This is a genomic window from Cryptosporangium minutisporangium (genome assembly GCF_039536245.1).
Taxonomy (GTDB): Bacteria; Actinomycetota; Actinomycetes; order Mycobacteriales; family Cryptosporangiaceae; genus Cryptosporangium; species Cryptosporangium minutisporangium.
This window is the reverse complement of sequence record NZ_BAAAYN010000063.1, coordinates 37,975-63,596: the sequence shown is the minus strand read 5'-3', so window position 1 is coordinate 63,596 and position 25,622 is coordinate 37,975. Positions and strand designations below refer to the sequence as shown.

Sequence of the window (25,622 nt, the reverse complement as noted above, 5' to 3'; positions counted from 1 at the left end):
TCAGACCTCCTGCGGAAGCGTCATGGTGACGGTGGTGGGCCCGCCGACCGGGCTGTCGATCGAGAACTCTCCGTCGAGTGCGGCCGCGCGGCGGCGCAGACCGGCGAGCCCGGTGCCGGGCTCCGTCCCGTCCACGGACGTGGCGAGGCGGGCGCCGCCGCGGCCGTCGTCGGTCACGACCAGCCGCAGCGACCCGTTCTCCGCGCGGAGGTCGACCCGGGCGCGGGTCGCCCCGGCGTGCTTGGACACGTTCGTCAACAGCTCCGCGACCGTGAAGTAGAGCGCGGAGGCGATCACGTCCGGCGGCCGCCCGGCCAGGTCGACGTGGACGTCGACCGGCACGGCGCCCCGGCCGGCCAGCGTCTCGATCGCCACCGGGAGCCCGTCGTCGAGCGCAGGCGGATGCAGCCCCCGGACGATGTCGCGCAGCTCGGTGAGCGCGTCGACGACCGACTCCTGGGCGTCCTCGACGAGCGGCCGAACCGTGTCGTCGGCGCGGGCCTCGATCCGGGAGAGCGTCACGCCGAGCGTGACCAGCCGCGCCTGGGTGCCGTCGTGCAGGTTGCGTTCGACCCGGCGCAGGATCGCCGCGGCGTCGGCGCGCAGGGCGGCCTGGCTGGCCTCCAGCGCGGCGATCCGGAGCCGATCCGGGGTCGGCGCCAGCAGCGCGCGGATCAAGATCCGGTCGAGCCCGACCAGGAGCCGGAGCACCCACGGGAAGACGAGCAGAATACCGACGCCTTCCAGCACGAACAGCCAGGTGCCACCCCACGTCCGGTCCAGCGGGACCAGGAACCACCAGGCCGGGTAGGTGACCGCGAGGACGCCGAGGAGCGCCGCACCCACGCCGAGATACGTCGCGGCGAACATCAGCGGGAGCTTCACGACCGCGTAGGCGAGGGCCCGCCACGCCGTGCCGTCCCGCAGCACCGACTCCACGAACCGGAGGGCGCCCCCGGAGGTCGGCCGGGGCGGCGGCGACGGCCAGTCCAGGTCGAGGAACCACCGCGCCGGTGGCCGGAACCAGACCACCGTGCGCCGGAGCAGCAGCAGGGCGACGACCAGGAACGGGAGGCCGATCGTCATCAGCGAGTAGACGGCGCCGACCACCCCCACCACGGCCAGCGGGAAGACCGGCAGCGCGAAGCACAGGCCGACGAGGACGTAGCGGACCTCCCGCCACGTCCTCCGCTCGACCGGCGCCAGGAGGAGGCGTCGGATCACGGGCCGTCCCCGAGCGCGGCGATCGCCGGGCGGCGCATCACGCCGAGCGCGGGAAGGGCCATCCCCAGCCCGACCACCAGCGTGACGCCGAGCAGCCCGCTCGCGACCACGCCCGGCGGCACGTACGGGGCTGCGGGCAGCATCGGCAGCAGCGTCGCCGCCGCAGCGCCCACCGCGAACAGCAGGCCGGTGACGGTCACGATCAGAGCCTCGCAGACCACGACGCCCAGCGCACTGGCTCGGGTGGCTCCGGCCAGCCGCAGCAACGCGAGCTCCCGACGGCGTCCGAGGACGAGCGTGATCAGCGTCGTCAGCGCGGCCACCGCCGCGAACACCGTGTAGACGGCGGTGCCGGTGTACTCCAGCCACAGATCCTCGGCGGGGGCCGGCGCCCCGGTGACGTGCTCGGCCGTCGTCTGCACGGTGACCTTGATCGTCGCGAACGCCGCGGCCAGCACCAGCGGGACCAGCGCGCCGGAGTACGACTTCGCCCGCGCGACGAGGTTGTCGGCGGCGAGCGTGCCGATCCGGCCGCCCAGGCGGCCCAGCGGTGCGGTGACCCGCAGCAGCGCCGGTGCGAGCAGGCCGGCGCCGACGCACATCGCCAGCAGGACGAAGAGCGTGGCCTCCTCGGCGGTCGCCGGGTCCAGCCCGGAGACGGCGATCGAGCCCACGACGCCGCCTGCGACGAAGAGGACGCCGAGCAGGACGCGGACCGGACCCAGCTGCCGGACCGGTGCCGCGGTGTCGGCGAGCGCGACGGCGGGCCGCACCCGGGAGGGGCGGACGGCGGAGACCAGCGCGCCGACCACCGAGGTGCCCAGCGTGACCGCGAGCGCGATCGGCAGCGCGGCCGGGTGGGCCTCGAACGTGACGCTGGGTGGGACGACGTCGTGCGTGACCAGGCTCTGCACCCACACGCCGCCGCCCAGCGCCCCGAGCGGGACACCGATCAGCGTCGCCGGTATTGCTACGACGGCGGCCTGGCCTGCGGCGGCGCGCCGCACCTGCCCTGGCGTTGCTCCGACCGCTCGGACCAGCGCCAGGTCCCGCGCCTGCCTGGCGATGGTGGAGCTCATCGTCACGCCGACGATGATGCCGCAGAGGTAGATCGCGAGCCCGACCAGGATGCCGGCGAACGCCGCGAGATCGGACCCGGGCGGCAGCGACGACGACGCTCCGAGAGCACCCGCGACCAGCGCGGCGGCCAGGCACTGGGTGATCGCCGGTCCGACGAACGACCAGGGGTGCTTGCGCAACGCCTGCCGGATCAGCCCGGCCCTCACGGCGCACCGATCCCGGTTCGCTTCTCAGCCCTGACGCCGGTGACGCTGCGCGTCGTCGCCAAGACTCCGACTCCGGGCCCGGCTCCGGCTCCCGCGTAGGCGGCGCGGAGGCGGGCAGCGATCGTGTCGGCGTCGGGGGTCGCGGAGTCCGCGACGACGTTTCCGGCGTGCAGCAGCACCAAGCGGTCGCTCCAGGCCGCGGCGACCGGATCGTGGGTCACCATGACGACCGTGAGGCCGTCCCGGTCACAGGCCTCCCGGAGGAGCCGGAGGACCTGCCCGCCGGTGGTCGGATCCAGCGCCCCGGTCGGTTCGTCCGCGAAGACCACGGCGGGCCCGGTGACCAGCGCGCGGGCCAGCGCGACCCGCTGACGCTGCCCGCCGGAGAGCGTGCCGACCTTGCGCTTGCCCAGCCCGCCGAGGCCGACCGCGTCCAGGGCGTCGTCGACCGGCATGCGGCGGCGGGCCCCGAGGCGGACCGGCAGCAGCACGTTCTGCCGGACGGTGAGCTCGGAGAGCAGGTTGTACGACTGGAAGACGAACCCGACCTGGTCGCGGCGCAGGCGGGTGAGCCGCCGCTCGCGCATGCGGCTGATCTCCTGCCCGGCGAGCCGCACCCGGCCCGAGGTGGGGCGGTCCAGTCCGGCCGCGCACTGCAGCAGCGTGCTCTTGCCGGAGCCGGTGGCACCCATCACCGCGACGAAGGAGCCGGCCGCGATGCTCACGGAGACGTCGTCGAGGGCGGTGACCGTGCCGTACCGCCGGGTGACGTGCTCGATTTCGACTGTGTTCATGCGACTCAGACTCGCGATCGCGACGCCGTCGCACATCCGGGTGAGCCGCCCGGCCGGGGTGCGGACAACCGCACCCCGGGCGGCGGTTATCGACCCAGTTCCTCGCGCAGTTCGTCGATCTTCTGGGACGCCTCAGCCTTCGTCAGTTCGTCAGGAACCTCTTCGCCGGCCTGGCGGGCGAGCGTGTGCAGGTAGGAGTCCTGTGCTCCGGTGGCCGGCTCGTCGCCGGTCACCCAGTCGGCCGGATCCTTCTCCAGGCTGCGCTGCTGCACGTCGGTGTCGGGTTGCTGCGCCACGGGATACCCCCTGCTTCTCGTCGCACGTATGTACGGCAAGGGTCATACCCGCATGCTCACCCGTCACACCCGGGTGCCGTCGAGGATGCCCGCGATCTCGGCCAGCTGTGCGGGCGTCAACGGCCCCGCCGCGAGGGCGCCGGCGTTCTCCTCGACCTGCGCCACGGTCTTGAACCCGGGGATCGGCACCGTGCGTGGGCTGCGAGCCCAGATCCAGGCCAGTGCCCCCTGCGCGAGCGTGCGCCCGTCGCTGGTCAGCACCTCGCGGACGGCGTCCAGTCGGGCCAGCCAGTCCGACGTCGGCCGACCGGCCGCGAACGCCGGGTGCCAGCCGGCCCGGCTGCGCTGGTCGTCGTCGGCGAACGTGGTGGAGGGGGTGAACTTGCCGGTCAGCGCACCCATCGCGAGCGGGCTGCGGTTGATGCTGGCGAGGTCGAACTCGTCGCAGAGCGCGAGGACGGCGGGGTCCTCGTAGCCCAGCACGCTCAGGCCGTGCTGGACCACCGAGAAGCCCGGCGCGTGGGCGACCGCGCGGATCGATGCGGCGTCGTCGGTGCTCCACCCCCAGGTGCGGACGAGGCCCTCGCGGACCAGATCGGCCAGCACGTCGACCATCCGGAGCGCCTGCTCGGCCGGCAGGTCGCCGACGTGGAGCTGGTAGACGTCGACGTAGTCGGTGTCCAGCCGCCGCAGGCTCGCGGTGAGCTCGTGCCGGATGCGGGCCGCCAGGTCGGCGTCGGAGGCCGGTTCGCCGTACTCGGAGACGGCGCGGTTGGCCTCGTCGACGCGGTAACCGAACTTGGTCGCGAGGACGACCTGGTCGCGGCGGTCGGCGAACGCGCGGCCGAGGATCCGCTCGCTGTGCCCGGCGCCGTAGTTCGCGGCGGTGTCGAAGAACGTGACGCCGAGCTCGTGGGCGCGGCGCAGGGCCCGCACGGACTCCTCGTCGTCGACCGCGCTCCAGCCGCCGGGCGATCCCAGGAACGTCCAGGTCCCTCCGATCGCCCAGCAGCCCATGCCGAGGGCGGACACCTCGATGCCCGAGTGCCCGAGCGTCCGCGGTTCTGCCGGCGCCATGCCGGTCTCCTCTCGTCGTTCGTGTGTTGCGATCGACGCTAGGACTCCAGTGGCTAGGTCACCACGGCCACTTCTGCGCCATCTCGATAGGACCACTTAGGCTTCGGGTGTGCGCATTCCGCTCGATCCGAACAGTCTGGTTCCGCTCTACCGGCAGCTGGAGAGCTGGTTCGTCGACGCGATCACGACCGGCGCCCTGCCGACCGGTAGCCGACTGCCGTCCAGCCGGGCGCTCGCCGCCGACCTCGGCGTCAGCCGGGTGACGGTGGGGACGGCCTACGCGGAGCTGGAGAGCGCCGGGCTGGTCGTCGCCGCCGTCGGTAGCGGGACCCGGGTCGCGCCGGTTCTCCCCACCACGGCGGGGCGCTCGGGACCGACGACCGCGGCGGCCGGGGCGTCGCCTGCCCGGCGGGAGCGGGAGCCGGAGTGGCCGGCGTGGCAGACCGCCGCCTCGGCGCCCGCCGATCCGTCGGCTGATCCGGAGCCGTTCGCCGATCCGCCGGACGGGTCGTCGGCCGAGCCTGCGGCCGGGTCGGCGGCCGAGCGCTGGGTCGGGATGCCGGGCACGGGCGGGGCTCGTGGGCCGGATGTCATCGCGTTCACCGGGGTCGGCGACCCGACCGCTTACCCGGTCGCCGAGTTCGGGCGGACGATCCGGCAGGTGCTGGCGCGGGAGGGCGCGTCGGCGCTGAGCTACGGTCCCGATCCGGCCGGGGACGGGTCGCTGCGACGCACGGTCACCCAGCTGCTGGCCAGCCAGGGGATCGGCGTTCCGCCCGAGTCGGTGCTGATCACCTCCGGTTCCCAGCAGGCGCTGGCGCTCGTCTGCCAGCTGCTGGTGCGCCCCGGCGACACGGTCTTGGTGGAGGAGCCCACCTACGACCTCGCGCTGCGGCTGCTGCGGGCGGTGAGCGCGCAGCTGGTCGGCGTCCCGGTGGACGCGCACGGAATGCGGGTCGACGTCTTGGGCGAGTTGCTGGCGCGGCACCGGCCGCGCCTGCTCTACGTGGTGCCGAACTTCCAGAACCCGACCGGCGTGACGCTCACCGGGGCCCGGCGGCGCGTTCTGCTGGAGCTCGCCCGTACGCACGGCGTGCCGATCTTCGAGGACGACTTCGCCGGTGACCTGCGGTACTCCGGGCGCGCGACGCCCGCGATCAAGTCACTGGACGACGGTGGTCACGTCCTCTACGCGGGCACGTTCTCGAAGCTACTGATGCCGGGGCTGCGCGTCGGCTACCTGGTGGTCGACGGCCCGGTGCGCCGACGCCTGGTGGAGGCCAAGCAGGTCACCGACCTCGGGACCTCCCTCCTGCTGCAGCGGGCACTGGACCGGTTCGTCACGGTGGGCCGCTACCAGATCAACCTCCGCCGCGCCGGGCGGCTCTACCGCGAGCGGCGGGACGCTCTCCGGGCCGCGCTCGCCGAGCACCTGCCGGACGCCGGGTTCGTGCCTCCGGCCGGTGGACTGTTCGGCTGGATCGCGCTGCCGGCCGGTGTCCGGTCGGACGCGCTGCTGCGCGCGGCCCGGGACCGCGGTGTGGACGTGGCGCCGGGGTCCCGGTTCTTCCTCCGTCCCTCGGACGGCGCCGGGTACGTCCGCCTGAACTTCGCTGTGCAGACACCGGAGCGAATCGACGCCGGGGTGGTCCGGCTCGCCGCGGCCGTCGACAGCCTGCGGCGTTGAGCTCACTCCCAGCGGAACCACTTCGCCGCTGCGCCGAGCGACACCACTGCCCAGGCGAGAAGCGTCAGGACGGCCTGCAGCGGCGGGGCGCCGCCCTCGCCGAGCACCGCACGCAGCCCGTCGGCGAGCGCCGCGCTCGGCAGGTACTCCAGCACCCCCGCGACGCCGTCGGGCAGCGAGGTGAGCGGAAAGACGATGCCGCCGGCGAACAGCAGCACGAACCACACCAGGTTCGCCGCCGCGAGCGTCGCCTCGGCGCGCAGGGTGCCCGCCATCAACAGGCCCAGCCCGGCGAACGCGGCGGTGCCGCACGCCACGAGCAAGACGACCGAGAGCGGGTTGCCGTGCGGACGCCACCCCAGCGCGACGCCCACTCCGCTGATCACCGCGATCTGGATGACCTCCAGCGCCGCGACGGCCAGGGTCTTGCCGCCGATCAGGCCCCACCGGGGCAGCGGGGTGGCGCCCAAACGCTTGAGGACGCCGTACCGCCGCTCGAATCCGGTGGCGATCGCCAGCCCGGTGAACGCGGCCGACATCACCGCCAGCGCCAGGATGCCGGGCACCAGGAAGTCGACCTTGCTCAGGCCGGACGTCGTCTCCAGGTCGAGGAACGGCTGGGTCACCAGCGCCACCGTCAGCAGCACCGGGATGACCAGGTTGAGCAGCAGCTGCTCGCCGTGGCGCAGCGTGAGCTTCAGCTCGATCCGCGTCTGGGCGAGCAGCATCCGGTGCCAGGGCGCCGGACCGGGATCCGGTGCGAACAGCCCGCGCGGGAGTGCCTCCGTGGTGGTCACCGCAGCTCCCGCCCGGTCAGGTCGAGGAAGACGTCCTCCAGCGTGCGACGCCCGACCTGCAGGTCGCTCGGCATCACCGATCGGTCCGCGCACCAGGCGGTCACCGCGGCGAGCAGCTTCGGGCCGATCTCCGTGGGCGGCCCGGTCACCTGGTAGCCACCGTCTCCGGCGCTCGCGGCGACGCATCCCGCGGGGAGCGTCGCGGTGAGCCCGAGCAGCGCCTCGGCGTCCAGATCGGCGTCGGCGCGGAACCGCAGGGTCGGCTGTTCGCCGCGGGTCAGCGCGGCCGGTGTGCCCTGCGCGACCGCCTTGCCGGCGTCGACGATCAGCACCTCGTCGGCGAGCCGCTCGGCCTCGTCCATGTGGTGGGTGGTGAGGACGACCGTCACGCCGTCGGCGCGGAGCGCCTCGACGATCCGCCAGACCGCGTGGCGCGCCTGCGGGTCCAGCCCTGCCGTGGGCTCGTCCAAGAACACCAGCTCCGGACGCCCGACGACGGCCATCGCCAGCGAAAGCCGTTGCTGCTGGCCACCGGAGAGCCGACGTACCGCCGTCCGGGCGACGTCGGTGAGGCCGAGCAGGTCCAGGAGCAGGTCGACGTCGAGCGGATTCCGGCTGTAGGTCGCGGTGAGCCGCAGCATCTCGGCGGTGCGCGCGCCGGGGTAGGCCCCGCCACCGGCCTGGAGCATCACGCCCACTCGGGGACGCAGGGTCGCGGAGTCCCGCACCGGGTCGAGGCCGAGTACTCGCACCGTTCCGCCGTCCGCCCGACGGAACCCCTCGCACGTCTCGATCGTGCTGGTCTTGCCGGCTCCGTTCGGGCCGAGCACCGCGAAGACCGCACCGCGCGGGACCGTGAAACTCAGCTCGTCGACGGCCACCTTCGGGCCGTAGCGCTTGACCAGTTTGGTGACCTCAACGGCCGGACCGGGCTGCGGGAGGGGTTCGCCGCCCCTCTCCGGCGCGGCCAGCGTGCGCGCGTGGGCGGAGGAGGTCACGTCGACAGAGTGTAGGCGCCCTTCGCCGCAACCGGTGCGCCGAGCCGACGCCATCCGCATCACACCTGGTACGGGAGGCCGATTGGTGGGTCGGCTGACGACACGCCTGGACCACTCCGGGACGATAGAGGGGTGAGCAGCACCAACCGGGTTCCGGAAACCAGGCTGATGGGCGACGACGAGCTGTCGGCCGACGACGCCTGGGCGACCCTGCGTCAGTACGGCCGGTGGCACCTGTTGCGGGACGCGTTCGTCCGGTTCCGGTACGGCGACGGGTTCAGCCACTCGCGGGCACTGGCGCTGCAGCTCTGTCTCGCCGCGGTGCCGTTCCTCATCGCGCTCACCGGTCTCGCCGCCGACCTGGGGGCGGAGGAGGGCGGCAAGATCGTCGCCGACACGGTGCTGGAGCTGACCCCGCGCAGCAGCGACGCGCTGGTGGAGCAGACCCTGCACGGCGGCGAGGAGGCCGAGGATGTCGGCGAGCTGGCGCTGGTCAGCGGTCTGTTCACCGGAATGGTCGCGCTGGCGACCGCGATGGCCCAGGTCGAGCGCGGCGCGAACCGGATGTACGGCGTGGAGCGGGACCGGCCGGCGCTGAAGAAGTACGTCCGCGCGGTCGTGCTGTCGTTCGTGGCCGGGCTGCCGGCATTCGGCGGATTCCTGGTGCTGGTGGCCGGCGAGCCGTTCGGCGACGCGGTGGTGTCCGAGTACGGCTGGCCGACGTGGATCGAGACCAGCTGGGACGTCGTCCGCTGGCCGATCGGGTTGGTGCTCACCGTCGTCTCGATCGCGTTGCTGTTCGAGCAGGCACCACGGCGGCGGCAGCCGGGAGTCTCGTGGCTGGTGTTCGGAGCCGGGGTGTCGACCGTGCTCTGGCTGGCCGCGACGCTGGGGCTGGCGCTCTACGTCCAGGGCAGCGGGGCGTTCCCGGACACCTATGGGCCGCTCACCGCGGTGATGGCGTTGCTGCTCTGGGCGAACCTGACGTCGATCGCGTTGTTCCTGGGGTTGGCGTTCGCCGCGCAGCTGGAGGCGCTGCGGGTCGGTCAGCCGGAGCCGGCCGAGCCCGATCGCTGGCGTCCGATGAAGGACGAGGACGACTCCGAGGAAGGTTCCGAGAAAGACGACGCCCCGGCGGAAGAGCCCGCCGGGGCGTAGGCCGCTGTGAGCACCCCGCCCCCGCCTGAGCGAGAGGAAGTGGATGTTCGGTCGTCTGCGCAGTGCCGCGGTTCTGACCTGTCTCGCGGTGGCCGGCATGCTCCTGCTGCCGTCGGACGCCGTCCATCCCCCTCGATTCGGCCGTGCGGTCCCGGTCGCGGTGGTTGACGATTTCCAGAATCCCGGCGTGCTGATCGGTCGGACGTTCGCCTACGTCGACGAGCCCGGTGTGTTCGGCGTCGACGCGGTCACGGGCGACCGCCGATGGACCGTTCCGATCACCGCTTTCGGTGAGGCGCGGCTGGTGAGTCTCGCCAACCTGATCCTCGGCCCTCCGGACGCCGCCCCGACCGTGTACCTGGCGGCGTTCGTTTCACTGCCGAGCGAGTTACGTCGCGACACGGTGCACGTGCTGGCTCTCGATCCCGCCAGCGGTGCACGGAGGTGGTCCGCGCGGATCGACGTACCGTCCGGCGCCGTGGGGAAGGCCACCACGCTGGTCGGCGTGGGCGACGACACCGTTGTATTCCGGCTGAGCGGAGTCGATGGGAGCGTGGCCTACGCGGTGGATACCCGGACCCACCGCCTGCGCTGGGTGAGGCACGGAGTCGAAGCGGTGTACGTCGACGGACCGGTCGTCGTCGCGGAGGTCGAGGGTTGGGAAGACCGGAGGAAGCTCGTCGGCATGCGGACCAGCAACGGCGACCGGCTGTGGGAGGACGGGCCGCACGGCCACGGCTTCCACATCGAGTCGCTGGGCAACGGTGTGCTCCACGTTGATGGCGACTCGTACGACGAGGACTACTTCGTGCGGTTCATCCGCGCCGCCACCGGCGACTCGGCCCAGCCGAAAGACTTCGACGACCGGCTGGACCAGTGTGTCTTCGACCAGCGGGACACGATCGTCTGCGGCCCTTACCACGAGATCTCTCCGGAGCACGCGTTCGTCATCGGCTACGACGTCACGAGCTTCCGGGAGCGGTGGCGGCGCGAAGGGGTACACACCCCGTTGATCGACAGGGCCTGGAACGGGACGATGTACGGCACGCTCGACGATCGGCCGGTCGCCCTCGACGGAAGAACCGGCCGGATCGTGGACCTGCCCGCGATCGAACCGCTGCTCACCAATCAGCACTCCGCGGTCACGGTCGACCTCGATACCTCTGAGGTCCTGCTCCACCCGGTCAGCTGACGACCGCTACTCCAGCTGGCTCAGCAGGGTCTCGGTGCGCTGGGCCAGGACGGGGAAGCCCAGTGTGCGGTGGGTGGAGAGGGCCTTGCCCGCGTGGCTGCGGGCCTCGTCGACCCGTCCGAGCGCGGCCAGCACCACCGCGATGTGGTGGTGGGTCGATCCCCAGCAGGTGCCGGACGTCCCCAGGGTCGCGAGCCAGTCCGCGTACGGCAGCAGGTCGGCCAGCACCGCCTCCGGGTCGGGCGTGCCCAGCTGGGCACCGACCAGCGCCCACTGCACCAGCAGGAAGTCGGTCGCCCAGTTCCTCCTGATCGTGGTGCCCCAGCGTCCGACGAGCCGCCGCGCGTACCCCTCGTCACCGGCTTCCACCGCGGCCAGGATCGTGGCCGGGCGCAGCACCTCGAACGCCGGCTTGCCCGCGTACTCCAGGAGGCGTTCGAGCGCCTCGCCGGGGCGGCCCTGAGCGCGGCGGCTGGTGAACAGCTGCACGAGGTGCGGGAGCTCCCCGCCCCACAGGCTGGTGCGGTGGTGGAAGTCGAGCGCCTCCACCGAGAGCCGCTCGCCTTCCTCGTAGCGTCCGGAGAGCATGGTGCGGGACGCCTCGGCGAACCGCAGGATGCCGTCGAGCTCCGGTCGGTTGACCTCGCCGACCAGCTCCCGGGCGCGCGCCATGTCGGCGTCGAACCCGGGCAGGTCGCCGGCGCGCAGCAGCATCCCCATCCGGTGGATCCGGGCCACCAGTTCGTGCGGCCGGGGGACTCCGGGCAGCGCGATCGCCTCGTCGGTCGCCCGGCGACGTTCCGCCTCGCGCTCCGGGACCCACGCCGCGATGTGGTAGTTGTTCAGCGTCTGGGCGAGTAGCGCTGGGTCGCCGAGCGGACGGGCCAGCTCGACCGCGCGGGTCGCGTGCCGCTCACCCTCGGCCCGCTGCGGCCCGTAGTACAGCTCGACGCCGAGCGTGCCGAGCATCGCGGCCCGCTGCGCGTCGGTGAGGCCGGGGGCGTCGACCCGGTCACGGAGGATCTGCACCATCCGGTCGTCGACGACGCCGTACGGACGCCAGTTCCACGCGGTGACGCCGCCGAACACGGTGACCGCCTCGATCACCGCAGCCTCGTCACCGTCGGCGAGGGCCAGTTGCACGGCCTCGTCGAGCGCTTCCCGGGCACCTTCGGTGTCGCTGCAGGCCCGGCGCGCCCGGCCCAGCTCGACCAGCAGCTCCCGGCGGCGCATCTCGGAGCCGGAGTCCAGCGCCGCGAGCGCGAGCTCCCAGAACTCGACGGCTTCCGGGTGCGCCCGCTGCGCGGCAGCCTGCCGGGCCGCCTTGATCGCGTACTCGACGGCCTTGGCGCTGCTGCCGACGCGAGCGGCGAGCCCGTAGTGGTGGGCCAGCTCGGCCGGACGGTCGCCCGATCCGGGCTGCGCCTCCAGCGCTTCGCCGACCCGCCGGTGCAGGCGTGCCCGCTGCAGCCGACTCAGCCCGACGTAGAGCGCGTCCCGGACCAGCGCGTGCGAGAACCGGTAGTCCCAGCCGTCCGGCAGCTCCTCGACCAGGCCGCTGGCGACGGCGGGCTCCAGCAGCATCAGGACGCGCTCGGTGTCGAGCTCCATGACGTTCTCGAGGACGTCCACCTCGATGTCGCGCCCGCCGACCGCGGCCGCGCGCAGCAACGCCTGGGTGTCCTGTGGGAGTCGGGCGACCCGGCGGTCGATGACCTCGCGGACCCCGGCCGGTACCGCGGACGCGGCCGCCGCGGTGGGGCTGGTGCCGGCGGAGTCGCCGCCGGCCAGCGCTGCGGGCTGCTCGCTGCTCAGCAGGCGTAGCAGCTCGCCGAGGTAGAACGGGTTGCCGCCGGTGCGGTCGTGCAGGACGCGGACCAGCTGCGGTGCTGGTTCGACCTGGTGGGCGACGAGGAACTCGGCGACGTCCTCGGCGGTGAACGGGTGGACGTTGACCCGCTCGACGCCGGGCTGCCGTGCGACGTCACCGAGCGTGTGGTGGAGTGCGGCGGCGTGCTCGCCGGGCTCCTGCCGGAGCGTCACCAGGATCAGCGTCGGGTAGCGGTGCAGCTCACCGGCGATGAACGCGAGCAGCTCCAACGACGACGCGTCGGCCCAGTGCAGGTCTTCGATGACGATGAGCAGCGGGGCGTCGCCGGGTAGGAGCGCGCTCGCCACCCCGGCGTGCAGCGCGAATCGGGCGGCATCCGGATCGGCGTCCGGTGGGCCGCCGGTGCCGCCGGTGAGGAGCGCCAGCGCTTCGTCCGCCGTCGAGCCGGGGCGGGCGGAGCACGCCTCCAGCACCTGCAGCCACGGCCAGAACGCCGGGGACGCGCTGCTCTCGACGCAGCGGCCCCAGGCGACCGCGTAACCCATGTCGGCGGCCGCATCGGTCGCCGCCCGCGCCAGCCGGGTCTTGCCGACGCCGGCCTCGCCGGTGAGCAGGACGACGCCGCCCCGCCTCCCGGGCAGTTCCTGCAGCCGGGCGGTGATCCAGCCGAGCTGGAAGTCGCGGGCGATCAGCGGCTGCGTGCCGCCTCCGCCGAGGGCGGGCACCTGGTATCGCCGCGGTTCCTCGGGGGTGGGAAGCGGGGCGTGCGGCTGGGGCGGGATCGACGTGATCGGCAGCCCGTCCGGCTGCGGTGTGGCCGCCGGCGGGGCAGGAGGCGGGAACGGTGCGCTCGCCTTCGCGCTCGCGGTCACCGGGTGGGCCGGATCGGTGGGTGGCGCGGCCGGCGCGAGGTAGAGGTACGGCGACTGCCCGCTGACGACGGCCGTGCCCGGGAGCGTGCCCGGCAGATCGAGCGTCGGGTCCTGCCGCAGTACCGCGGCCTCCATGTCGCGCAGCTCCGGCCCCGGGTCGAGCCCCAGCTCCTCGGCGAGGATCGTGCGGACCCGCTGCAGCGCGCCGAGCGCGTCGGCCTGCCGCCCGCTGCGGTACAGCCCGAGCGCCAGCAGCGCCCAGCACCGTTCCCGGAACCGGTGGCGCTCGACGATCTGCTCCAGCTTGAGCACGGCTTCGGTGTGCCGTCCGAGCCCCAGCCACGCCTCGACCTGCAACTCGTGCGCGACCAGATGCAGGTCGTGCATGCGGGTGATCGTCGGCTGGGCGAACGCCAAGTCGGAGAAGTCCTGCAGCGCGGAGCCCCGCCAGTGGGTCACCGAGGCCCGGAAGAACGCGTCGGCGGTGAGCGGGTCGCCGGCGCCGAGCGCCTGCCGTCCGGCGTCGACGTCCTTGGCGAAACGGACGAGGTCCACCTGAGCCGGCTCGATGTCGAGCAGGTAGCCGGGCTCCCGGGTGAGCAGCGTGCGGGGTGGGGTGCGCGGCGCGCGGTCGGGCTCCAGCGCTCGACGCAGCTGGGAGATGTACGCCTGCAGCGTGCCGGTCGCGCTGGACGGTGGCTCGTCGGACCAGAGCTGGTCGATCAGCCGGTCGAGCGGAAGGACCTGACCCGGGGTGATGAGCAGCATCGCGAGGATCGCGCGCTCCTTGCGCGGCCCGATGTCCACCTGGCGTCCCTGGCCGTCGATGACGACCAGCGGACCGAGTAACCGGAAATCGAGCGTCCCCGGCGGGGCGGCGTTCACCGGCGCGTGGTTCTCGACCGGCATGGCCCCTCCGTCAGGTGTCCCGGGACCTCCACAGCACCGGGCGCCCCACCGATTCGTGAGCGTAACCGCTGTTCACCAGGTCGGTATCCTCCGCGAAGCCGAGCCTGTGCAGCATCTTCGTCAGCTGGTCATCGGCTTTGGTACAGAGTTCGAGGGTCGCGCCCTCGGCCTGCAGCGACCGCCGTACGTCCGTGAGCAGGCGGGTGGCGAGGCCGCGTCGACGGAGGGCCGGCTCCACCGCGATCGCGACCAGGCGGGCACGGTCGGGTGTGGCGCCCGGCCGGACGAGCGCGGCGGCCAGCGCCCGGTGCGGGTCCTCGGCGGCGACGTCCACCAGGAGGTACAGCCGGGTGCCGGGGGTCGACGCGGCCTCGTCCAGTGCCTCGGGCGCACAGCGCCGCAGCAGGTCGAGGGCGGGCCCGGGCGCGGCCGGCGGGGAGATCCGGAACAGGACCATGTCCGCGGCCGCCACATCGTCGGAGAGCAAGGGCCTCCAAGGCGCGGATCCAGTCACGATCCAGAGGATCCCCAGCCCTCCTTGGACGCGACTTGGATCCGGCTAGGGAACGAGCCGGTCCATTGCCGCGAATTCGGACCAATACCCCGCTCTTTACGACGTTTTAAGTGGCCAAGCGGGCTTCCAAGTGAGGATCAAGTCGCCGCCAAGCGGGGTGCGCCACTGTTTCCGTCGTCGAGGTACGGCACGGACTTGCAGTGGGAGAAGAGCGATGATGACCACCGGCGCGGTAGCGACGCCAGGGACCGTAAGCACGGACCTGGCCCGCGTGGTCCGCGGACAGGTGCTCTCGCCGGGTGACTCCGGGTGGGAGGTGGCCCGGCGTCCGTGGAACCTGCAGGTGCAGCAGGAGGTGCGGGCGGTCGTCATCGCCGAGGACGCGGAGGACGTCGCCGCCACCGTGCGGTACGCCAACCGGAACGGGCTGGCGGTCGCCGCCCAGCCGGTCGGGCACGGCGCCACCACCGCGCTCCGGGACACGATCCTGCTCCGCACCGGTGCGTTACGCGGCGTCGACGTCGACCCGGTGGCCCGGACGGCTCGGGTGGCCGCGGGCGCCGGCTGGGCCGACGTGCTTGGCCGCGCGGGTGCCCACGGGCTGACCGGTCTCGCCGGCAGCTCCACCGGGCCCAGCGTCGTCGGGTTCACGCTCGGCGGCGGGCTCTCCTGGTTCGGCCGCAAGTACGGCTTCACGGCGAACGCCGTCCGGTCGGCCGAGGTGATCGACGCGGACGGTGACCGGTACCGCGTCGACGCCACTCGGGACCCGGAGCTGTTCTGGGCACTGCGTGGGGGCGGTGGTGACTTCGCGCTCGTCACCGAGCTGGAGTTCGACCTCTTCCCGGCGCCGCTGCTCTACGGTGGCCGGCTGCTCTGGCCGGCCGAGCGCGCGGCCGAGGTGCTGGAGGCGTACCGGGAGACGGTGGCCGACGCTCCGGAGGAGCTGAGCCTCTGGTACACCCTGCTGCGTTTCCCGGCGATCCCCGAGCTGCCGGAGTTCCTGCGCGGCCGGGCGATGGTGGCGGTGGACGCGACCTACCTCGGTGGCCTGGCGGCCGGCCGAGAACTGCTCGCGCGGCTGTTCGCGGTGCCGGGGACGCTGCTCGACACCGTCGGGACGCTGAAGGTCGCCGACCTCGGGTCGGTGGCGGCCGAGCCGCTCGACCCGGTGCCGGCCATGGAGTACGCCGCGCTGCTGCCGGAGCTCGACGACGACGCGGCCGACACGCTGCTCGGCGTCGCGGGACCGCACAGCGGTTCCCCGTTGACCTCGGTCCAGCTGCGCCACCTCGGTGGGGCGCTGGCCCGGCCGGCCGCGGGCGGCGGTGCGGTGGGGCATCTGGAGGAGAAGTTCAGCCTGACCGGGATCGGCATGCCGATGGGGCCGGGGATGGCCGAGCAGATCGAGGCGCACCAGGCGCTGATGGCCGCCTCGTTCGCTCCGCACGCCAGCGGACGGATCTTCTTCACGTTCCTCGGCTCGGAGGAGAGCCCGGTCGCCGCATTCCCGCCGGACGTGCTGGCCCGGCTGCGGGACGTCAAGCGCCGACGTGACCCGCAGGGTGTCATCCGGAGCAACCACCCGGTTCTTCGCTGACCCCACCCTGTTCCCAGAGACCTGCACGCCGCCGTCCGGAGCGCACCAGTGGCGGAGGCGTGCGTGGACCGGGGTCTCCGCGGTTGCCCCCCGTCTTCCGCGTCGAGGCCCCGACCCACCGGCCCGGACCCGCACCTGGAGAGTGGTGTGCGGTCCGGGCCGGTGGACCGATCGGACGGCCCCGAACCCTTTCTGTCCGGTTGCGGTCTGCGCCGTAGCCGGGTGGCGCCGCGCGCCTACACTGGGTTCGTGACCAGCATCGACGCACTTCGCGCCGGCTCAACCGGTCGTCCCGTTCGCCACCGTGCCGCCGCTCGTCTCGGCGCGCTCGTCGCGGCACTCGCGCTCGGGCTCGCCGTGCTCGCCGGCTGCGGCGGCGACAACTCCCAGACCGACTGCAACCTCAACTCGTGCACGATCACGTTCGAACGCGGGGTCGACGCCAGCGTTTCGGTGCTCGGCGTCGAGGCGAAGCTCGTGAACGTGGAGAACAGCCAGGCGACGGTGGAGATCGCCGGGCAGCAGGTGACCGTGCCGGTCGGCCAGGACGCCAACTCCGAAGGCTGGAACGTCGCCGTGGAGTCCATCACCGCCGACCAAGTAGTAGTCAAGATTTCAGCCAACTAGTGCACGGCCCGCCCAGGGCGAGCCTGACGGCCGCGCGCAAGGCCTTGAGACCACAGCAAGGTCGAGGCGGCCTTGCGCGCGGACGCCAGCCTCGCCCTGGGCGGGCTCCAGGTCCGTAGTAACACAAAGAACACCAGCAGCGCCCCGCGCGAACGCGCGGGGCGCTCGCGTGTTTCTACGGCCGTGCAAGCTGTGATTCCTATCCAATCGGTGGGATCTATGTGACCTTGGGCCTGCGCCGGGTAACAATGTCCCCATGACGAACCGCACGAGTCGACGCCCAGGTCAGCGAGTCCCGCTGACGCAGCGGCGGCACATCGACCTCGTGCGTGTTGCCACCGCACTCTGTCTGGCTGCCTGACCGCCACCGCAGGGAGCATCACCGCGGCGCACCGTCGCGTCCGCGTGTCGCTCCTCGACCGCGCCGGTCATCCGCTCGCCCCCGGCCCCCGGAACCCGCTCTCCGGCCCGACCCGCCGACCGAGGGACTCAGACGATGCCCCCAGCGTCCACTCCTGGCACCGACCGCGCACGACCCACCCCCGGCTCCCTCGCCCTCACCGGCGCGACGATCTGGCTGACCGGCCTGCCCAGCGCGGGCAAGACGACCGTGGCCCTCGCTGCCGCCGAGCAGCTGCGCGCCGACGGTCGCGCGGTCGAGGTGCTCGACGGCGACGAGATCCGCGCTTTCCTCTCCGCTGATCTGGGCTTCTCCCGAGCCGACCGAGCCAAGCAGGTGGCCCGCGTGGGCTGGATCGCGCGGCTGCTCGCCCGCAACGGCGTCCTCGCGTTCGCGCCGCTGGTCTCCCCCTACGCGGAGGACCGCGAGGCACTCAAGGCCGCGTCGGCTGCCGAGGGCCTCCCGTTCCTGGAGATCTACGCCGCCGCCCCGGTCGAGGTGTGCTCCGACCGGGACGTCAAGGGCCTCTACGCGGGTCAGCGGGCCGGCTCCGTCACCGGGCTGACCGGCGTGGACGCCCCCTACGAAGCCCCGATCGCCCCCGACCTGGTGCTCCGTACCCACGAGGAGTCGGTCGCGGCGAGTGCGTCCCGGCTGGTCGGTCTGCTCACCGAGCGAGGGCTCGCATGAGCGCCGCCGCCGAGGTGGCGACCGCCGCTGGGCGGGTCGCCGGGTTGATTCCCGGGCACTCCGCGCCGGGCGCTCTCGACCTGCTGGAGGCCGAGGCCATCCACGTCCTGCGCGAGGCGGCCGGTCAGTTCGACCGGCCCGCGCTGCTGTTCAGCGGCGGTAAGGACTCCGCCGTACTGCTGCACGTCGCGACCCGGGCGTTCGCCGGAGCTCCGCTGCCGTTCCCGCTGCTGCACGTCGATACCGGTCACAACTTCTCCGAGGTCCTCGACTTCCGGGACCGCCGGGTCGCGGAGACCGGCACCGAACTGGTCGTGGCGCGCGTCGAGGAGACGATCGCCGCCGGCCGGGTCTCCGACGTCGCCGCCGGGCAGTCCCGCAACGCCCTGCAGAGCCGGACGCTGCTCGACGCGATCGAGCAGCACAAATTCGACGCGCTGATCGGCGGCGCCCGCCGGGACGAGGAGAAGGCACGCGCCAAGGAGCGGGTGTTCTCGCTCCGGGACGCGTTCGGCGGCTGGGACCCGCACCGGCAGCGTCCGGAGCTGTGGCGGCTCTACAACGGTGCGCACCAGCCGGGGGAGAACGTCCGGATCTTCCCGCTCTCCAACTGGACCGAACTCGACGTCTGGCGCTACATCGCGCGGGAGGGCATCGAGCTGCCGTCGCTCTACTACGCCCACGAGCGGGACGTCGTCGAGCGCGACGGGATGTTGCTCGCCCTCACCGAGTGGTCGTCCGACGCCGACCGGGCCGCCGCCGGCCGGCGGCGCGTCCGCTACCGGACCGTGGGGGACGCGATCAGCACCGGGGCGGTCGAGAGTGAGGCCGGCGACGCGGACGCCGTCCTGACCGAGGTGACGCTGGCCGAACAGTCGGAGCGGGGAGCGACCCGGGCCGACGACCGGACCAGCGACGCCGCGATGGAGGATCGGAAGCGAGAGGGCTACTTCTGATGACGCTCCTCGAAGCGAAGACGACCCAGCGCGCGGCCGGAGCGACCGGCCTGCTTCGCGTCGCCACCGCGGGCTCGGTGGACGACGGCAAGAGCACGCTCGTCGGCCGTCTCCTCTACGACGGCAAGGCGGTACTCGCCGACACGCTGCAGGCGGTCTCGTCGGCGAGTCGGGCCCGCGGCGCGGAGCTCGACCTCTCCCTGCTCGTCGACGGGCTGCGGGGCGAGCGCGAACAGGGCATCACGATCGACGTCGCCCACCGCTACCTCTCGACGGCCTCCCGCGACGTGGTCCTCGTCGACTGCCCCGGNGGTGGACGACGGCAAGAGCACGCTCGTCGGCCGTCTCCTCTACGACGGCAAGGCGGTACTCGCCGACACGCTGCAGGCGGTCTCGTCGGCGAGTCGGGCCCGCGGCGCGGAGCTCGACCTCTCCCTGCTCGTCGACGGGCTGCGGGGCGAGCGCGAACAGGGCATCACGATCGACGTCGCCCACCGCTACCTCTCGACGGCCTCCCGCGACGTGGTCCTCGTCGACTGCCCCGGCCACGTCGAGTACACCCGGAACACCGTCACCGGTATGTCGTCGGCCGACGTCGCACTGCTGCTGGTCGACGTCCGCAACGGGCTGGTCGAGCAGACGCGGCGGCACGCGGCGGTCGCCGCGCTGCTCCGGGTGCCGCACCTGATCCTGGCGGTCAACAAGATCGACCTGGTCGACTACGACGAGGAGGCGTTCGCCCGGGTGGTCACCGACGCCGAGGCGTACGCGAAGGAGGTCGGCATCGCGCAGGTCACCGCGGTGCCGGTGAGCGCGAAGAGCGGCGACAACGTCACCACGAAGTCGGACCGCACACCGTGGTACGAGGGGCCGACGCTGCTCGACCTGCTGGCATCGGTGGAGGTGCCGGTCCGCGCGAACGCGCCGCTGCGGCTCCCCGTGCAGTGGGTCGCGCGCGGCGGCGACACCCGCCGCTACACCGGCACGATCGCGTCCGGGATCGCCCGCCCCGGCGACGAGGTCCTGGTCCAGCCGTCCGGCCGCCGCACCCGGATCGTCTCGGTGGAGGACGCCGACGGGCCGCTCGACGCGGCCGGCGAGGGCGCCGCCGTCGCGGTCACGCTCACCGACGAACTGCACGTCGGCCGGGGCGAGCTGATCGTGGCCGCGGACGAGCCCGCGGAGGTCGTGCGCGAGTTCGTCGCGGACCTGGCGGTGGTCGGCGACCGTCCGGTGGTCGCCGGAGACCGGGTACTGGTGCGGCACACCGGCAAGCTCGTCCGCGGGCTGGTCCGCGAGGTCACCGACACCGTCGACATCGACACCGGCCGTCGGCGTCCGGCCGACCGCCTGCAGACCAACGACATCGGCCGGGCGACGATCGCCGTCGCCGAGCCGCTCGCCGTCGATCCGTACGGTGTCGACCGGACGACCGGCGCCGCCCTCCTGCTCACCGAACGCACCGGCGACACGATCGCGGCCGCGCTGGTACGCCGCCTCACCACCGAAAACCAGGGAGCTCGCTCGTGACCCGGTTCCTCGTCTTCGTCCTGGTGGGTCTGGGCGCCCAGCTGGTCGACGGTTCGCTCGGCATGGCGTTCGGCGTCACCGCGACCACGCTGCTGCTCACCAGCGGCGTTACCGCCGCGGTCGCGTCCGCCTCGGTGCACCTGGCCGAGATCGGGAGCACCCTGGTGTCCGGTGTGGCCCACTGGCGGTTCCAGAACGTCGACTGGAAGCTCGTGGTGCGCCTCGGCGTGCCGGGCGCGGTCGGCGCGTTCGTCGGCGCCTCGCTGCTGTCCCGGCTCTCGACCGACGTGGCCGCGCCGTGGACGTCGGCGATCCTGCTCGTGCTGGGCGTCTACATCGTGCTGCGGTTCGCGACCACGGCGATCGACGGGCAGCTCGCGGCCCGCCCACCGCTGCGCAAGCGAGCGCTGGTGCCGCTCGGGTTGACCGCGGGGTTCATCGACGCCACCGGCGGTGGCGGGTGGGGCCCGGTCGCGACCTCCACGCTGCTCTCGGCGAAGCGGACCGAGCCACGGAAGGTGATCGGGTCGGTGAGCGCCAGCGAGTTCCTGGTCGCGGTCTTCGCCAGCCTCGGCTTCCTGATCGGGCTCGGCAACGAAGCGATCGACTGGGCGGTGGTCGGCGGGCTGCTGGCCGGTGGCGTGGTCGCGGCGCCGCTCGCGGCCTGGCTGGTGAAGCACCTGCCGGTGCCGCTGCTCGGTACCGGGGCCGGTGGGTTGCTGGTCCTGACGAACGTCCGGACGCTGTTCAAGCAGACCGACCTGACCGCCGGTGCCCGGTTCGCGGTGTACGGCGGGATCGTGGCGGTCGTGGTCGCGCTCGGGACCTACGCGTTCCGGCGCTGGCGGCGGGACAGCGCCCGCCTCGCGGAGGAGTCCGTGGAGACGGTCGACGATCGGGAACTCGCGGAGCTGGAGGCGGCCGAGTTGCAGGGTGCCGCGCCGCGCTCGCCGCTGCGGGAGGGTGGTGCGCCGTGACGCTGCCCGACTTCCTCGTCATCGGCGTGCCGAAGGCGGGCACCACCGCTCTGCACGCCGCGCTGGTCCACCACCCCGAGCTCTACCTCTCGGCGGTGAAGGAGCCCAAGTACTTCCTCTCCGACGGACCGCCGCCGGCGGAGGGCGGTCCTGGCGACGCCCAGACCTACCAGGAGCACGTCTGGCGGCGCGCGGACTACGAGGCGCTGTTCGCGCCTGCTCCGCCGGGCACGCTGACCGGCGAGGCGACGCCGTTCTACCTCTACGACCTGGATGCCCAGGCGCGGATCAAGCGCACGGTCCCGGACGCGAAGCTGATCGTCGTGGTGCGCAACCCGGTCGACCGCGCGCACTCCAACTGGTACCACCTGTGGGCCGCGGGCCTGGAGGCCGAGAGCGACTTTGTCACCGCCTGCGAGCTGGAGCCGGAGCGGAAGGCCGCGGGCTGGGCGCACTTCTGGCACTACCTCGGTCAGGGACGCTACGGTGAGCAGCTGCAGCACCTCTACACGCTGTTCGACGACGAACAGGTGCTGCTGATGCGCTACCGCGATCTGCGCGACACGCCGATGGAGGCGCTGGACCGGGTCTGTGCGTTCCTCGGCGTCCGCACCGGCATCCTCGGCGCGGTGCCGTCGGAGAACGTGACGCCCTACGTCCCCGACACCCCGGTGAACTCCCTGCTCCGGACCCTGCTGCGCACGGGTGGCCGGTTCGGTCAGCACTTCCCGGTGCCGGCCCGGCTCGCCGTCCGGGGACCGCTGCTCACCGCACTCCACCGGCAGAAGGGCCCGCGCCCGCGCCTGACCGCGGAGGAACGCGCGAGGATCCTGCCGTACTTCACCGACGACATCGAACTACTGGAGAAGGTGACCGGCGAGTCGTTCCAGGACTGGCTGGACATCGACAACCCGCCCCGCCCGCATCGCTGAATCCGTACGCCTCGGCGACGACGGTCGGGCCGACATCCGAGGAGACAGTGTGGGCAGCGAGCCGGTACCCCAGTGGCACGATGCGGCGGTCGTGGTCGAACCGCCCGAGGTGACGACGGGGTCCTGGGCGGGGGCGCCCAGCGCCGTCCTGGTCGACGGCATCTACTACCTCGCCTACCGGCTCCGGCTCCCGATCGGGGCCGGTCGCGGGTACGTCAACGTCCTCGCGAAATCCGTCGACGGTGTGTCGTTCGAGCCGATCGCCGAGGTCCGGCGCGAGGAGTTCGACTCCGACTCGCTGGAGCGTCCTGCGCTGCTGCGGGCGCCGGACGGTCGCTGGCGGCTCTACGTCAGCGTCGCGACGCCGGGGACCAAGCACTGGCGGGTGGTGCTGCTCGAGGCCGACACGCCGGAGAAGCTCCCGCTGGCCGCGCCGCGGACGGTGTTGCCCGGCGACGACACGGTCGGCGTCAAGGACCCGGTGATCGTGCACGCGGCCGGCCGCTGGCACCTCTGGGCGTCCTGCCATCCGCTGGAGTCCGACGAGCACGCCGACCGGATGACCACCGACTACGCGACCAGCGCGGACGGGATCGACTGGACCTGGCACGGAACCGCGCTGGCCGGGCGTCCGGGTGAGTGGGACGCCCGCGGCGTGCGGTTCGCCTCCGTGGTGGTCACCGGCGAGAACGCTCTGGCGCTCTACGACGGGCGGGCCACCGCGGAGGAGAACTGGGAAGAGGTCACCGGCCTCGCGCACGGGCGCCTCGGCGAGGACGGCCTGTTCACCGCATTCACGGCCGACCCCCGTCCGCCGAAGCGGTCGCCGTTCGCCCCGGGTGGGCTCCGGTACGTCTCGGTGGTTCCGCTGCCCGACGGTGGTCACCGCGTCTACTACGAGGGCACCCGGGCCGACGGTGCCCACGAGCTGCGCACCGAGCTGCTGCCGTAGCGACCCCGGGCCCGCCGAAGAGTCGGCGGGCCCGGGTCGGGTCAATCGCTGGGCGACGGGCTGGCGCGGCCGCCGTCCTCGTTTCCTTCGTCCTCGTCGGTGTCCTCTCCGGGTCGTGGAGTCGGGGAGCGACGATCGCGTTCCCGGCGTTCGCGTTCCCGGTCCGGGTCGGCCGGTCCGCCGCCCACGCTCGGGTCGCTCTTCAACGTCGGCGGCGAGCCGTCCGGGCCCCACTTCCGCAGGCTGGTCGGTGCGACGAAGCCCTTCGGCGCCACCGTGCTCAGCGCGGTCTGCATCGTCTTGATGAAGACGGTCGCCGGTACCCGGTAGCTCGGCACCGGCCGCAGGTTGGGGTTGTCCGGGTCGGAGTAGAACACCGCGGCGGCCAGGTTCGGCGTGAACCCGACGAACCACGCGGCCTTGTTGTCGTCCGTGGTACCGGTCTTGCCGGCGATCTCCCGGACGAACGAGCCGCCCACCCGGCCCGCGGTCACGCCGTTCCGGCGGGCGCACCCGCTCGCGGCGTCGTCACCGACCGGGCAGCGGGCGGCGTCCGCAACCGCGTCCGCGATGTCCGGCGCGATCACCTGTTTGCACGTCGGGTTGCCGAACGCGATCTGTCTGCCGTTCCGGTCGGCGAGCGAGAGCAACGGGGTGGGATCGCACCGCTTGCCCCGCGCGGCGATCGTCGCGTACGCGGTGGCCATGTCCAGCGGGGTGACCAGTGCGGTCCCGAGCGTGAACGAGCCCCAGGCGTTCGGGTTGGTCTGGACGGCGTTGCGCTGGTCGTAGTCCGCGCTGGACCGGAACGTGACGCCGAGCCGCTCGGCCATGTTGACCGCGGCCTTGACCCCGATCCGCTCCTCGAGCTGGACGAAGTACGTGTTCACCGACTCGCCGAAGCCCGACCACATCGTGTGGGTGCCGGACATGCGTCCGCTCGCGTTCTTCGGACACCAGTGGTCACCGTCGCAGGCGACCGGCCCGGAGGCGTTGCGGAACTGGGTCTTGATCCGGCCCGGCGAGTAGATCTTGGTGCCGAGCGGTAGGCCCTTCTCCAGCGCGGCCGCGAGCGTGAACAGCTTGAACGTCGAACCGGCTTGGTAGCCGGGAGAGACGTTGGTACCGGTGAGCAGCGGGTTCACCGTGTGCGGCGCGGACTTGCCCGGCGGGTTCTTCTTCAGGCTGTACGTGCGGTTGATCGCCATCGCGGTGACCCGCCCGGTACCCGGCTGAACGACGACCACCCCGGTGGCGAAGTTGCTGGTGCGCTTCACCTCGTTGTCCACGGCCTTCTGCGCGGCGCGCTGGGTGGCCGGGTCGAGCGCGGTGACGATCCGGTAGCCACCGGTCTTCAGGTTCTGCTCGCGCTCGTTGCGGTTCCGGCCGAACGCCGGGTTCGACTTCCACCAGTCGAGGAACCAGTCGCAGTAGAAGCCGTACAGCGGATTGCCGTTGACGCAGGAGCCCTGCGGCTTGCGCGGCTTGAGGACCAGCTTGGTCGCGGCGGCCTCGTTGGCCTCGGCGCGGGTGACGTAGCCGAGGTCGGCCATCCGCGAGAGGACGTAGTCGCGGCGGGCCTTCGCCGCGTCGGCGTCCCCGCTGATCGGGTCGTACGTCGAGGGGCTGCGGACCATGCCGGCCAGCATCGCGGCCTCGGGCAGCGTCAGCTGCTTCGGCGTCTTGGAGAAGTACCGCTGGGCGGCGGAGCCGAGGCCGTAGCCGCCGTTGCCGTAGAACGAGATGTTGAGGTAGCGCTCCAGGATCTGCTGCTTGGTCAGCTGCTTCTCCAGCGCCACCGCGTACCGGGCCTCGCGGACCTTGCGCCCCACTGTGTCCTCGGTGGCCAGACGACGCTCGGCCGGGGTGTTCGCGGCGTACGACAGCACGTTACGGACGTACTGCTGGGTCAGCGTCGACGCTCCCTGCTGGATGTCGCCGGCCTGCTGGTTGCGCACGAACGCCCGGATGATGCCCTGCATGTCCACGCCGTTGTGCTGGTAGAACCGCGCGTCCTCGGCGGCCACCATCGCGTCCTGCATCATCTGCGGGACGTCGCTGATCGGCACCGGCATGCGGTTCTCGGCGTAGAACGACGTGATCGGCGATCCGTCGGCCGCCAGCAGGTACGACGTCTGTGGGAGCGGTGGCGTCGAGAGGTCGCTGGGTAGGTTCTCGAACTCGTCGGAGGCCGACTTGGCGGTCAGGCCGGTAACGGCGACGGCCGGGAACGCGGCGGCCGCGATGACGACTCCGGCCAACAGTCCACAGAGGGCGATCGCGAACAGCTGGGCCCTCTTGTCTTTCCCCCGCGATTCCATGG

General features: G+C 72.7%; 21 protein-coding genes and 2 pseudogenes. 13 read left to right on the top strand and 10 right to left on the bottom strand.

Annotated elements, in window-relative coordinates; translation table 11 throughout:
• The 5 genes from ABEB28_RS38290 to ABEB28_RS38270 form a co-directional block, all read right to left on the bottom strand.
• A complete protein-coding gene (locus ABEB28_RS38290) occupies positions 1–1,224 on the bottom strand; it encodes a sensor histidine kinase (protein ID WP_345733202.1) in 1,224 nt (407 codons plus the stop codon).
• Positions 1,221–2,510 (bottom strand): FtsX-like permease family protein, encoded by a 1,290-nt coding sequence (locus ABEB28_RS38285; protein ID WP_345733201.1) that lies wholly within the window; start codon positions 2,508–2,510, stop codon positions 1,221–1,223. Before ABEB28_RS38285 ends, ABEB28_RS38290 begins: the two co-directional genes overlap by 4 nt.
• Positions 2,507–3,304 (bottom strand): ABC transporter ATP-binding protein, encoded by a 798-nt coding sequence (locus tag ABEB28_RS38280; RefSeq protein ID WP_345733200.1) that lies wholly within the window; start codon positions 3,302–3,304, stop codon positions 2,507–2,509. The genes ABEB28_RS38285 and ABEB28_RS38280 overlap by 4 nt, the downstream gene beginning before the upstream one ends.
• Before the next feature lie 86 nt (positions 3,305–3,390).
• Positions 3,391–3,600 carry a DUF3072 domain-containing protein gene (locus ABEB28_RS38275; RefSeq protein ID WP_345733199.1) on the bottom strand — a complete coding sequence of 70 codons (210 nt, stop codon included), beginning with the start codon at positions 3,598–3,600 and terminating at the stop codon, positions 3,391–3,393.
• Positions 3,601–3,663: 63 nt separating this feature from the next.
• The gene (locus ABEB28_RS38270; RefSeq protein ID WP_345733198.1) at positions 3,664–4,677 is read right to left on the bottom strand and encodes an aldo/keto reductase; all 1,014 of its coding nucleotides are present in this window, start codon (positions 4,675–4,677) and stop codon (positions 3,664–3,666) included.
• Positions 4,678–4,786: 109 nt separating this feature from the next.
• Between ABEB28_RS38270 and ABEB28_RS38265 the strand changes: the two genes are divergently transcribed.
• The gene (locus tag ABEB28_RS38265; protein ID WP_345733197.1) at positions 4,787–6,364 is read left to right on the top strand and encodes an aminotransferase-like domain-containing protein; all 1,578 of its coding nucleotides are present in this window, start codon (positions 4,787–4,789) and stop codon (positions 6,362–6,364) included.
• 2 nt (positions 6,365–6,366) lie between these two features.
• Here the strand turns inward: ABEB28_RS38265 and ABEB28_RS38260 are convergent, their stop codons facing one another.
• Both ABEB28_RS38260 and ABEB28_RS38255 read right to left on the bottom strand, forming a co-directional pair.
• Entirely contained in the window at positions 6,367–7,092 is a 726-nt protein-coding gene (locus ABEB28_RS38260; protein ID WP_345733213.1) for an ABC transporter permease, read from the bottom strand.
• Positions 7,093–7,157: 65 nt separating this feature from the next.
• On the bottom strand, positions 7,158–8,132 hold the full coding sequence (locus ABEB28_RS38255) for an ABC transporter ATP-binding protein (protein WP_345733212.1): 975 nt from the start codon (positions 8,130–8,132) through the stop codon (positions 7,158–7,160).
• A gap of 159 nt (positions 8,133–8,291) precedes the next feature.
• Between ABEB28_RS38255 and ABEB28_RS38250 the strand changes: the two genes are divergently transcribed.
• Both ABEB28_RS38250 and ABEB28_RS38245 read left to right on the top strand, forming a co-directional pair.
• Positions 8,292–9,317: a YihY/virulence factor BrkB family protein gene (locus tag ABEB28_RS38250; protein WP_345733196.1), complete on the top strand. Its 1,026-nt coding sequence runs from the start codon at positions 8,292–8,294 to the stop codon at positions 9,315–9,317.
• Between the two features lie 43 nt (positions 9,318–9,360).
• Positions 9,361–10,509 (top strand): outer membrane protein assembly factor BamB family protein, encoded by a 1,149-nt coding sequence (locus ABEB28_RS38245; RefSeq protein ID WP_345733195.1) that lies wholly within the window; start codon positions 9,361–9,363, stop codon positions 10,507–10,509.
• Positions 10,510–10,515: 6 nt separating this feature from the next.
• Here the strand turns inward: ABEB28_RS38245 and ABEB28_RS38240 are convergent, their stop codons facing one another.
• Together ABEB28_RS38240 and ABEB28_RS38235 are read right to left on the bottom strand one after the other, a co-directional pair.
• The gene (locus ABEB28_RS38240; protein WP_345733194.1) at positions 10,516–14,121 is read right to left on the bottom strand and encodes an ATP-binding protein; all 3,606 of its coding nucleotides are present in this window, start codon (positions 14,119–14,121) and stop codon (positions 10,516–10,518) included.
• A 10-nt stretch (positions 14,122–14,131) separates the two neighbouring features.
• Positions 14,132–14,608, bottom strand: coding sequence for a GNAT family N-acetyltransferase (locus ABEB28_RS38235; RefSeq protein WP_345733193.1), 477 nt, complete (start codon positions 14,606–14,608; stop codon positions 14,132–14,134).
• 241 nt (positions 14,609–14,849) lie between these two features.
• Between ABEB28_RS38235 and ABEB28_RS38230 the strand changes: the two genes are divergently transcribed.
• From ABEB28_RS38230 to ABEB28_RS38190, 10 genes and pseudogenes are all read left to right on the top strand, one after another.
• Positions 14,850–16,235, top strand: coding sequence for an FAD-binding oxidoreductase (locus ABEB28_RS38230; protein ID WP_345733192.1), 1,386 nt, complete (start codon positions 14,850–14,852; stop codon positions 16,233–16,235).
• Positions 16,236–16,484: 249 nt separating this feature from the next.
• The gene (locus tag ABEB28_RS38225; protein ID WP_345733191.1) at positions 16,485–16,862 is read left to right on the top strand and encodes a hypothetical protein; all 378 of its coding nucleotides are present in this window, start codon (positions 16,485–16,487) and stop codon (positions 16,860–16,862) included.
• Between the two features lie 256 nt (positions 16,863–17,118).
• On the top strand, positions 17,119–17,223 hold the full coding sequence (locus ABEB28_RS43290) for a putative leader peptide (RefSeq protein ID WP_376981361.1): 105 nt from the start codon (positions 17,119–17,121) through the stop codon (positions 17,221–17,223).
• Positions 17,224–17,358: 135 nt separating this feature from the next.
• Positions 17,359–17,952, top strand: coding sequence for an adenylyl-sulfate kinase (cysC, locus tag ABEB28_RS38220; protein WP_345733190.1), 594 nt, complete (start codon positions 17,359–17,361; stop codon positions 17,950–17,952).
• A complete protein-coding gene (gene cysD, locus ABEB28_RS38215; RefSeq protein WP_345733189.1) occupies positions 17,949–18,908 on the top strand; it encodes a sulfate adenylyltransferase subunit CysD in 960 nt (319 codons plus the stop codon). The genes cysC and cysD overlap by 4 nt, the downstream gene beginning before the upstream one ends.
• Positions 18,908–19,159, top strand: a pseudogene (locus tag ABEB28_RS43285) (GTP-binding protein); the annotation flags it as partial. The gene cysD and the pseudogene ABEB28_RS43285, both read left to right, overlap by 1 nt.
• Before the next feature lie 61 nt (positions 19,160–19,220).
• Positions 19,221–20,438 (top strand): sulfate adenylyltransferase subunit 1, encoded by a 1,218-nt coding sequence (locus tag ABEB28_RS38205; RefSeq protein WP_345733187.1) that lies wholly within the window; start codon positions 19,221–19,223, stop codon positions 20,436–20,438.
• On the top strand, positions 20,435–21,415 hold the full coding sequence (locus tag ABEB28_RS38200) for a sulfite exporter TauE/SafE family protein (RefSeq protein WP_345733186.1): 981 nt from the start codon (positions 20,435–20,437) through the stop codon (positions 21,413–21,415). Before ABEB28_RS38205 ends, ABEB28_RS38200 begins: the two co-directional genes overlap by 4 nt.
• Positions 21,412–22,347 (top strand): sulfotransferase family protein, encoded by a 936-nt coding sequence (locus tag ABEB28_RS38195; RefSeq protein WP_345733185.1) that lies wholly within the window; start codon positions 21,412–21,414, stop codon positions 22,345–22,347. The genes ABEB28_RS38200 and ABEB28_RS38195 overlap by 4 nt, the downstream gene beginning before the upstream one ends.
• 49 nt (positions 22,348–22,396) lie before the next feature.
• Positions 22,397–23,299: a glycoside hydrolase family protein gene (locus ABEB28_RS38190; RefSeq protein WP_345733184.1), complete on the top strand. Its 903-nt coding sequence runs from the start codon at positions 22,397–22,399 to the stop codon at positions 23,297–23,299.
• A 377-nt stretch (positions 23,300–23,676) separates the two neighbouring features.
• On the opposite strand, the pseudogene ABEB28_RS38185 reads toward ABEB28_RS38190, so the two are convergent.
• Positions 23,677–25,620, bottom strand: a pseudogene (locus ABEB28_RS38185) (transglycosylase domain-containing protein); the annotation flags it as partial.
• Positions 25,621–25,622 lie beyond the last annotated feature (2 nt).